Raw genomic sequence first — 11,115 nt, 5'->3', positions numbered from 1 at the left:
AGTTACAGTGATTGTATCTTTTATACATTAAGAAAAATTCTATTAATAGATCATGTGGTATAGATTGGGTCAATTTATTCTGAGAAGACGTATCATTTTATTGTTTTTGCTGTTGATGGCTACAGGTGTTATGACCTATTATGCCACTCAGGTAAAACTTAGCTATGAATTTACAAGGGCGATTCCTACCGATAATCCCAAGTACCAGGAGTATCAATCATTTCTAAAAAAATTTGGTGGTGATGGTAATATGCTGGTATTAGGTTTTGATAGTAAAGATTTTTATTCTGTAGCTTATTTTAATGAGGTAGCGATTTTGCAGCAGTCATTAAAACAGGTAGTAGGCGTTACCGGAATATTAAGTATTCCGGACGCGGTAAATCTTCGCAATGATCGTGAGCAACAACAACTTGTTCCGGAGAAAATATTTCAGTACCCATTTCAGGGGCAGGCGGAGTTAGATTCTGCCAAACAGGTTTTCAATCAATTGCCTTTTTATAAAACCTTACTGTATAGTGATTCTGGCAATGCTTATCTAATGGGCGTTTCGGTAAATGGTGATACTATTAACAGTAAAGGGAGAACAAGACTGATCAATGATATCATGAAACAGGTTAACCTGTTTGAAGAAAAAACAAAGAGTAGTTTGCATATTAGTGGACTTCCCTTTATCAGAACAACAGTGGGAAATAGGATCAAAGATGAAATGAATTGGTTTCTGATAGGATCCCTTGTTTTATCTGCAGTTACTTTATTGATTTTCTTCCGATCATTGAGTGCAATGTTGATGAGTCTTGTAGTAGTTGGTATTGGTGTGGTTTGGAGTATTGGAACAATGGTGTTGTTTGGTTACAAAATAACATTGTTGAATGCATTGATCCCACCATTGATTGTGGTGATAGGTATTCCCAATTGTATTTACTTCCTCAATAAATACCATACAGCGTATCGGGAGATAGGCGATAAGGATAAAGCCCTGATTACAATGGTAGGCAGAATGGGTATTGTAACGCTGTTTTGTAATATTGCTGCTGCTATTGGATTTGCCGTTTTTGCGCTTACCAAAAGTGCTTTATTACAAGAGTTTGGAATAGTGGCTGGCATTAATATCATGGCGTTGTTTGTGATATCACTTATTTTCATTCCTGCTGTATTAAGTTTCCTGAAACCACCGAAAAACAGGCATACTAAGTATTTGGATAATGCATTTTTAGAGAAAGTGTTGGTAAAAATTGAACGGTGGACTTTTCATCATGCCAAATGGGTATATGGTATAACGATTGTTATCAGTGTATTTGCCATTGCAGGTATTTTCCGTTTAAAGAGCGAAGGTTTTATTGTTGATGATCTTCCTAAGAACGATAAAATCTATACCGATTTAAAATGGTTTGAAGCACATTTCGGCGGTGTGATGCCACTCGAAATTTTAGTTGATACAAAAAAGAAAAATGGGTTGTTGCGTAATACTGGTCCTGTTTCAAAAATCAATGAACTCTCGGCATATATTGGTGCAAGACCAGAAACGGCTAGGCCTTTATCTTTTGCAGAAGGATTAAAATTTGCCAAACAGGCTTATTATGATGGTGATACATTAAGCTATGATGTTCCTTATGAAGGCGATCTTGCGTTTATGTCGCCCTACCTTAAACAGCGTTCAGATAGTAATGCCGGAACAGGTGTTTCAAAAATCATCAGCAGCTTTATGGATAGTACCAAGCAGGTTGCGCGCATTACGGTAAACATGAAGGATGTAGGAAGTGCACAATTGCCCCTTATGATTGCGGATTATCAAAAGAAGGCAAGTGAGATTTTCGATACTGCATCTTACCACATTACATTTACCGGAAGTAGTATTACTTTTTTAGAAGGTTCAAGTTTTATCATCAGGGGTTTAAAGGAAAGTATATTCTGGGCGTTTTTACTTATTACGTTGTGTATGCTTTATTTATTCCGTTCATTCCGCATTTTGGTATGTTCATTGATACCAAACCTCATTCCATTATTGATTACTGCAGGAACAATGGGATGGATCGGTATAACTTTAAAACCATCCACTGTGTTGGTATTTAGTGTGGCATTGGGTATTGCGATTGATGTAACTATACGATTCTTAATAAACTATAAACAGGAATTACCGCATTATAATAACCAGGTTGCTCAAACGCTGGTTCAGACTATCAGGCATACTGGCATCAGTATAATTTATACATCGTTGGTGTTGATAGCCGGTTTTATTATTTTCTGTATCAGTGATTTTGGAGGAACGAAGGCTTTGGGATGGCTTACTTCTCTAACGCTGGTAATTGGTACCCTTACAAATCTGGTACTATTGCCGGTACTCATCTTACATTTCCAACAGAAACGCGCAAATAAAAAGTAAATGACCTTATTGCAGGGTTAGTGGTGGGTGTTTTAGTTTTTTATATTAAATATATGCACCATATAATTAGTTAAACAATTCTATATTGAACATTTAATGTTATAAATCATATCATGGTTTTATATATTGATTTATAATATATTAAATGGTATAAAATTAAATAATACAAAATTCTTTCCTGATTTTTCGGCGAATCAATCTTTTTTTAGGGTAAAACAGCGTTTTGTTTAACCCTGCTGTCTATTTTTATTACTTCTATAAACCTAAAAACCAAATGCGCATGAGAAAAGTATTGGCACTTGCTGCCAGTGTTGTGCTTTTTATGGTACAACTTCAGGCACAAACTAGCCGGACCTTCACAGGAAAGGTCACAGATTCGAAGGGTTCGCCGCTATCTGGCGTAACTGTTTCAGCTGGTTCAGACAGGAGGACTGTTACAGACAATTCGGGAAACTTTACCATCCAGGTAGGTTCGAATGTTAAGTCGCTCCGCTTTAGTTATGTTGGCTACAACATCCTCGAAGCCAGCATCTCCGACAAAAATTCCATCACCGTAAGCATGACTGAAGAAGACAAGTCTTTGTCTGAAGTAGTTGTGGTAGGTTATGGTACCCAAAAGAAAAAGGAAATTACCGGTAGCATTGCCAGTGTAAAAGGCGATGCATTGGCCAACAAACCAACACAGAGCTTTGATCAGGCTTTGGGTGGTCGTGCGGCTGGTGTGCAGGTAACCATTCCGAGTGGTGTATTGAATGCGCCACCTGTATTGCGTATTCGCGGTACCAATTCAATTTCCTTATCTTCTTATCCTTTGATTGTATTGGATGGAGTTCCAATGTTCACAGGCGATTTCAGTGCTACCAGTTCTGCTGGTAATATCCTGGCGAGCATTAACCCCAACGATATTGAAAGTGTAGACGTTGCAAAAGATGCAGCAGCTACAGCGATTTACGGTAGCCGCGCTGCGAACGGGGTTCTGTTTATCACAACTAAAAAGGGTAAAGCAGGTCGTTCAAAAGTTACATTAGACAGTTGGGTTGGCTTCAGCCAGGTTCAGCGTTTGCCGGAATTATTAGATGCATTCCAATACACTGATTACAAAAATGAAGCATTAAAAAATCAGGGTACATATAATGCAGCAACTAATAGATTTGGATTAATGAATGGTCCGGACGGACAACCTATCAACACACGTTGGTACGATAAAATTTACCGTACTGGAGTTCAACACAGCAATACTATCAGCATTTCTGGTGCTAATGAATCTACCAGTTATTATTTTTCTGCCGGTTATACTGCACAGGAAGGTATTATCAAAAGAAATGATTACAGACGACTATCACTTACAATGAATGTAGATCATAAAGTAGGTAAGGCTGTAAATATTGGAGGTAAAATTCAATATTCTTCAGAAAAGAATCTGGCAGCAGTTAGTTCAGGTTCATTAGGAGATGCTTTTGCTACTGCAGGTCTTGGTAGGGTAGCACTGGTAACTGCTCCTAATATTTCGCCATATAACAATGATGGAACTTACAACTACAGTGGTGCATTAATGGGAGTTGGTGGAAACATATTAAATGTGTCTGGTAACCAGGTTAGTTTTAATAACCCTGTTATTCAATTAGACCTTAACAGAAACGATAACTATATTGAACATATCATCAGCAATGTATATGCACAGATCAAACCATTCAGTTGGTTAACAGGTCGTACTACTTATGGTATTGACTATGTATTATCAGACAATGATATCTTTTACCACCCGATTTCCGGGGAAGGTTTTGCTTCAAACGGTTCTGTAACTGCTACTTATAGCAAGAACAAAAGATGGGTTTGGACAACCACTTTACAATTCGATAAGAATTTTGGTGAGAAGCATAGTGTAAGTGCTCTTGCAGGTATTGAGCACCAAAAATCTGACAACAATGGTTTCGGTTTGAACCGTATTACGGTTTCTGACCCTGCTTTCACCAATATTCAGGGTGGATGGGCAACACCAAATACTTCTGGATTAAGTATTGGTGAAAACTACCTGTATTCTGAATTTGGTCGTGTACAGTATAACTACGATCGTAAATATTATATCACTGGTAACCTTAGAAGGGATGGTGCATCTCAATTGGGTGCCAATGTAAAATATGGTACATTCTGGGGCGTGTCTGCAGGATGGGAAGTGATGAACGAAAAATTCTGGACTGCAGCAAAACTGGATCGTATTTTCAGCAGTTTCAAAGTTCGTGCTAGTTACGGTAAAGTAGGTAATATTGGAGGCTTAGGAAACTTTGCTTCATTATCTCAGTATGGTTCTGGTTTGTATGGTGGCGGTGCTACAGTACAATATAGCCAGGCTGGTAACCCTAACCTTACCTGGGAAACCAGTAAGAAAACCGATATCGGAATTAATTTCGGTATCTTAAAGGATAAGATTACCGCGGAAATTGGTTACTACAATAGTAACAACAATGGTTTGTTGTTATTTGTACCTCAACCTCCATCTGCTGGTCTACCTTCTTCTATTCCTCAGAATATCGGAACCATGTATAACAGAGGTTTCGAGTTCCAGGTAAACTGGAATGCTGTAAACAAAAAAGATTTCAGCTGGAACACTTCTTTCAATTTAGCTACTAATGCCAATAAAGTAACTTCACTGGCTCCTGGTATCAACAGCATTATCAGTTCAACAGGTGGTTTGGAAAATCCAAGTATCACTGTTCCTGGTCAACCAATCGGGATGATATTTGTGACCCGTACAAAAGGTGTAGATCCTGCAACCGGACGCAGGATATTTATAAACTCACAAGGTAGAGAAGTTTATTTCCAGCATGTGGCTCCTGCTGGTCAGTCAAGATTTATGTATGCAGATGGTACTACAGCCCCAACTGTTAGTAATGCTGATGCAGTTGTTTATAAAAACACCAACCCTAAAATCTTTGGTGGTTGGGAAAACACATTCCGCTACAAAGGTTTTGAGTTAACAGCCTTGTTAACCTACCAGTTTGGTAACTACATTTATTATGGTACACAAGCAGGTTTAAGAGACCAGCGTTTCTGGAACAATGAAGTGGCTGTTTTGAGAAGGTGGCAGAAAGCCGGTGATGTAACCGATATACCAAAAGCAGTTTATAGTGATAACGTATCAAATGGTTCATCATTCCCGCTTGATATCAACGTATTCAAAGGCGATTTTGTTAAGTTGAGAACACTAACCATTGGATACAATCTGCCTAAGTCTTTACTTGAGAAAGTGAAGATCACCAGTGCACGTTTCTATGTGAATGGAAATAACCTGTTAATCCTCACCAAATATCCTGGTCCAGATCCAGAGGTTTCCTCAAATGGTAATGGTACTACCAATTTTGGTGTAGACAGAAATACAGTTGCTAACCAGCGTACACTCACTGTTGGTCTGAATGTAGGATTTTAATTGTTAACCTATTAATGCAGTAAAATGAAAAAGAAACTATTATATGTGATCATGGCTGCAGCGGTGGTTCAATTGACCTCCTGCGCCAAAGACAAATTTCTAAGCCCGGTACCAACCAATGCAATTTCTGACCTTACCGCTTTCGATAGCAAAGAAAGGATTGAAGGTCAGGTTCGTTCTATTTATGCATCTATTAAGAATGCAGGTATGTATGGCGGACGTTATCAGATTTTCAACGATATCCGTGGAGAAGAATTCATGAATGATCGTACAAATGTGGTAACAGGGTTTGATGTATGGAACTATACACCAGCCAATAGCTCAACCAATAGTGTATTGAATCATTGGTCAAGGGCCTATTATGTAATTAACCTTGCGAATGTATTCATTGACGGTATGGCCGCAAAGGGAACCGCTGTAGTAGGTGCTACTTTGTCTAATAATTTTCTTGGTGAAGCAAGATTGCTTCGCGCATTAAGTTATTATTCTTTGTTGCAATTATATGCCCGCCCTTTTTGGGATGGTAACGGTAGTAAACCTGGTGTTCCACTTCGTTTAACCGGTAACACAGGATCTGGCGATTATGCACTTGCCCGCGCAACTGTTGCGGAAGTATATACACAGATTTTGGCTGACCTGACTTTTGCAGAACAAAACCTGCCATTAACAAATGCAAATGCAACGCTGAACACTACACGTGCACACAGGAATACTGCTATTGCACTTAAAACCCGTGTATTGCTTAGTATGCGTCGCTATGCTGATGTTATCACAGAAGCAAATAAAATTGTTAGTGCAACAGCTCCGTTCGTAGCGAGCTCTGGTGTGCCTCATGCATTACAGGCTGATTACAGAACAATGTTTACCTCTAACTATTACACAACTGAATCAATTTTGTCGATGCCATTTGCTTCCAATGAAACACCTGGTACACAAAATCAGTTGGGTTATTATTATGGTCCTTCTGCCTTTAATGGTGGTAATGGTGAATATTCATTGCTGTCAACCGGTATTATTTCCGATGCTGGTTGGTTACCTACCGACAGAAGAAGAAGCTTTATCGGCGTATACAGTGGTAAGAGCTACCTGACTAAATACAGTGTACCCTCTAATTTTATCGACCCTGCTCCGGTAATGCGTTACTCAGAAGTATTGCTTAACCTTGCAGAAGCACGTGTTCGTTCTACTAATACCGTAGACGCACAAGCTATTGCATTGTTGAATGCAGTGCGTGGTCGTTCTGATGCTACTACTGTATTTACAGCATTGAATTTTGCCAATGCTGATGCACTTGCTGATGCAATTGTAAAAGAAAGAAGAATCGAATTCCTTGGTGAAGGTTTACGCGGAACGGATCTTACCCGTTTAGGTTTACCATTGCCTGCAAAACCAGGAGTGTCTGCTATCGCTGCTACAGCACAGCAATATATCTGGCCGATTTCTTCCAGTGAATTATTATTGAATCCGTTATGCGTAGATAACTAAGATGATTACGGAATAGATAATTGTTAGGATTATTTTACAAGGGGTCGTATCAGTAATTGATACGACCTCTTTTTTTTGTATGAGCGCTCCTTTAAAATTTTCCAGATTTGAATCTATACTGTTCAGAGAAATTTGGCTGAGCGCTTCTCCACAGGTGTTATTATAACTAACCATTGCTCTCTGGACAATAATATTTTTTATTTATCTGGTTGGTCAGTGTAAACAGGCAATCTCCCATTTTTAAAGCATAGATACTGTTCTTGAGTGCCAGCTTACTTAATATTCCTTACCCCTAGGAGTTTTTAGGTCTTTTCCTCAGTATATCTACAAGCTAGTAACAGTATTTAAACACTTCCAAACACGAACTATATGTTGTGCTGTGTTGTTGCTGTGTTGATGATGTGTTGATGATACGGATAAATCATTGATAATGTTCGAATTAGAATTGTGTGTTTTGGGGTGAAAATTGCGCCGAAGGAATCTCTAAAACCCAATTACTTTAACCGCAAAACAACTCGCTCAAATCAGAAACTCCACCGTTCTTCATCACCAGGCCCAAAACCGATACATTTATTTTTTATTAATATTAAACTCGCGTTACTTATTTATGAACATTATATGAATTACAAATAATTATATTCGTTGTTTTTTTGATCAAAAACGCAGCTTTTTCTAGTCTAAACATGTCCATTAATGTGCATTTATGTTTTCTTTAACTAAATTGCGACTCGCATTTTTTATTTAAAAACTGAAATATGAGAAAATTCGTTACAGTCTTTCTGTGCGCGATGCTAACCATTGCGCAGGTTTGGGCACAAAACCAAACCGTTACAGGTAAAGTAACAGACCAAAAAACAGGGCAACCCCTGGTTGGTGTTACAGTATCTTCAGGCAGCACGAATGCATTAACAGATGGAGCCGGTACTTACCGTATCTCTGTTCCTGCAGCTGCTAAAACAATCTCTTTTATGTTTGTGGGTTACGATCGCATCGAGCTTCCTATCAGAGGAGCTGTGGTGAACGCTTCATTAAACCCTGAGACAAAATCTCTGGAAGAAGTGGTTGTAACAGGTTATTCTCGTGAGAGAAAAACACAGTTCGCTGGTGCTGCATCTGTGATCAGTGCAAAAGCAGTTGAAACTGTACCTGTAGGTTCTTTCGACCAGGCTCTGCAAGGTCGTGCTCCAGGTATGCTGGTAAACTCTAGTTCTGGTCAGCCAGGTTCTAGCCCTACCATCACTATCCGTGGTGTTCAATCTATCCAGGGTGCTGGTGCGCAGCCTTTGTACATCATCGATGGTGTACCTACTCCTGCTGCTGATTTCCAAACCATTAACCCTAACGATTTCGAATCACTGACCGTATTGAAAGATGCGAACGCTGCTGCACTGTATGGTGCACGTGGTGGTACTGGTGTAATCGTTATTACTACCAAAAGAGGTAAAGCTGGTACTTCAAACTTCCAGTACCGCACTCAGGTAGGTTTTACCCAGCGCCCAAGCTTTGAGCGTCTGAACCTGATGAACACTAAAGAAATGCTCGCTTATGAAGAGCGTGAAAAAATCGGTGGTACACCAGGATGGGTTTATTCTCCATTGAACCCTGCTATTCCTACTGGTATGACTGCCGCTCGTAAGCAACAAGTGCTCGACAGTATCAGTGCTATTGATATTGATTATGCAAATATTTTCTACCGTCAGGGTATTACTCAGTCGCATGAACTGAATATGTCTGGTGGTAACGAAAAAACAAGGTTCTATCTTTCTGGTTCTTATTTTGATCAGCAGGGTATTGACCTTGGATCTAGCCTGAAACGTTATACTACACGTTTCAACGTAGACCATACTGCTGATAAATTAACCGTTGGTTTAAGTGCTACTGTTGGTTTCTCAAAAACAAGGTTCTCTGAAGGTGAGCAACTGGGTAACAGCCCACGTAACCCCTTCCAGATGACTTACCGTGCAAAAACTTATGAGAACCCTTACAATGCAGATGGTTCACTTCGTTTTGGTACAAGCACTGCACTGGCACTTCGCCAGGTGGCTAACCTGTTGGAAGGTATCCAGAACTCTCAGTTACAGCAAAATCAAATCAAGATCAATGCTGGTCTGAACCTGGCTTACAAAATCATGCCTTACCTGACTTTACGTAATATCTTTGGTCTGGACGTTTCTAACGACCAGTTCTCCCGCTACGTAAATCCAAACTCTTATATTGGTTCTTTACAGTCATTCCAGTCTGGTCTGGCGCAGGAATCAAACAGATTGGTTTCTCAGTTCATCAATACTTCAAGTTTGATTTTCAACAAACGTTTCGGTATTCATGAAGTAGAAGCCGGTGCATATTTTGAAGCAGTAAGAGGTTATTCTAAAGCACTTGGTTTTACCTTGTTTAATTTAGATCCTCGTTTGACTGAAACTGGTCAGGGTGCTGGTGCATTACCTGTAGGTGCTGGTCAATCTACTTATCCTCAGAATGCATCTAGTGCAAAGAGTGGTTTTGGTATCCGTTCTTATTTTGCTACTGCAAAATATACTTACGACAACCGTTACACCATCAATGCTAATATTCGTCGTGACGGTACTTCCCGTATCGTTAACTCAGCTAACCGTGAGATCACCAGCTGGTCTGCAGGTTTTATCTGGAACAGCTTACAGGAGAAATTCCTGGCTAACCAGAAAATATTCAATGAGTTGAAAGTACGTGCGAGCTATGGTATCGTACCGAATATCGGTTCTATTCCAACCAATGGTTATGGTGTACCTCTTTCAGGTATTACCAACTACCAGGGTCCTCAGTTACCACAGTTTGGTGTAACTAACTATGCTGGTTCTACCATTACTGGTCAGGCGCCAACTTCACCAGGTAACCCTGATCTGAAAATTGAGCGTATCCAGAAATTCAATATCGGTGTTGACTTTGCCGTATGGAACAACCGTGCCAAATTCAGCATTGAGTACTACAAAAACAAAACCATTGACTTGTTTGTTAGCCAGCCATTATCAGGAACTACTGGTTTCGGTAGCCTGAGCATCAATGCCGGTGTAATGACCAATAAAGGTTTTGAATTTGCAGGTAGTGTTGATGTGGTTAGACAAAAAGATTTCAATTTGAATCTAAGTATTAACCACGCCATCAACAAGAATACCATTGAAGACCTGGGTCTTGTAAACGAGTACTTCCTCGGAACATTCGTGATCAGAAAAGGTCTGCCTTATGGTTCACACTACACTTACAATTACTTAGGAGCAGATCCTGCTACAGGTCGTCCACGTTTCGAAACTCCGGATGGAAAAGAAACACTGGATCCTGCACAAGCTGGTCAGTTTGCTAAATTCGGTACTTACCTGCCTAAACATGTAGGTGGTGCTACTTTGGAAATTCGTTACAAAGCCATCACTGTTTCTGCATTGTTCTCTTATCAGTTTGATGTAGTAAGAAGTGATAATACCCGTAACTGGATTACCCGCGGTACTCCTGGTTACCATGGTGCTGTGCGTGCTTCTCGTGAACTGATCGATGGTCAGTGGCAGAAAGCAGGTGATGTTAAACCATACCAGGCTTCAGCTTATGACAGAGGATTTACTTCTTCTGACCTGAGAGATGCTAAGTTCCTGCGTTTCAGAAACCTGAACATTTCTTATGCTATCCCTGCAATCAAACTGGGTAATGGCACAAACCTGATCAAAGGAGCTCGTTTCTATGTGCAAGCACAGAACCTGGCTATCTGGAGCCCATGGAAAGGTATAGATCCTGAAGATGGTAACAACATCAGCTTAAACGAATATCCTAACCCTAAAATGTTCGTAGCTGGTCTGGATATTAA

General features: G+C 39.8%; 4 protein-coding genes. All 4 read left to right on the top strand.

Going from position 1 to position 11,115, the window contains the following annotated elements:
- The first annotated feature begins 52 nt into the window (after nt 1-52).
- The gene (locus ACH30E_RS00020; protein WP_294996328.1) at nt 53-2,380 is read left to right on the top strand and encodes an efflux RND transporter permease subunit; all 2,328 of its coding nucleotides are present in this window, start codon (nt 53-55) and stop codon (nt 2,378-2,380) included.
- 280 nt (nt 2,381-2,660) lie between these two features.
- Nucleotides 2,661-5,804, top strand: coding sequence for a SusC/RagA family TonB-linked outer membrane protein (locus ACH30E_RS00015; RefSeq protein WP_490823112.1), 3,144 nt, complete (start codon nt 2,661-2,663; stop codon nt 5,802-5,804).
- 24 nt (nt 5,805-5,828) lie between these two features.
- The gene (locus ACH30E_RS00010) at nt 5,829-7,289 is read left to right on the top strand and encodes a RagB/SusD family nutrient uptake outer membrane protein (protein WP_490823111.1); all 1,461 of its coding nucleotides are present in this window, start codon (nt 5,829-5,831) and stop codon (nt 7,287-7,289) included.
- 755 nt (nt 7,290-8,044) lie between these two features.
- On the top strand, nt 8,045-11,115 hold a 3,071-nt coding region (locus tag ACH30E_RS00005), incomplete at its 3' end, for a SusC/RagA family TonB-linked outer membrane protein (RefSeq protein WP_490823110.1).

It is taken from the genome of Sediminibacterium sp. FW305-C-61 (assembly GCF_058231065.1).
The sequence above is the reverse complement of the archived record's forward strand: the minus strand, read 5'-3'. Positions and strand labels throughout refer to the sequence as shown.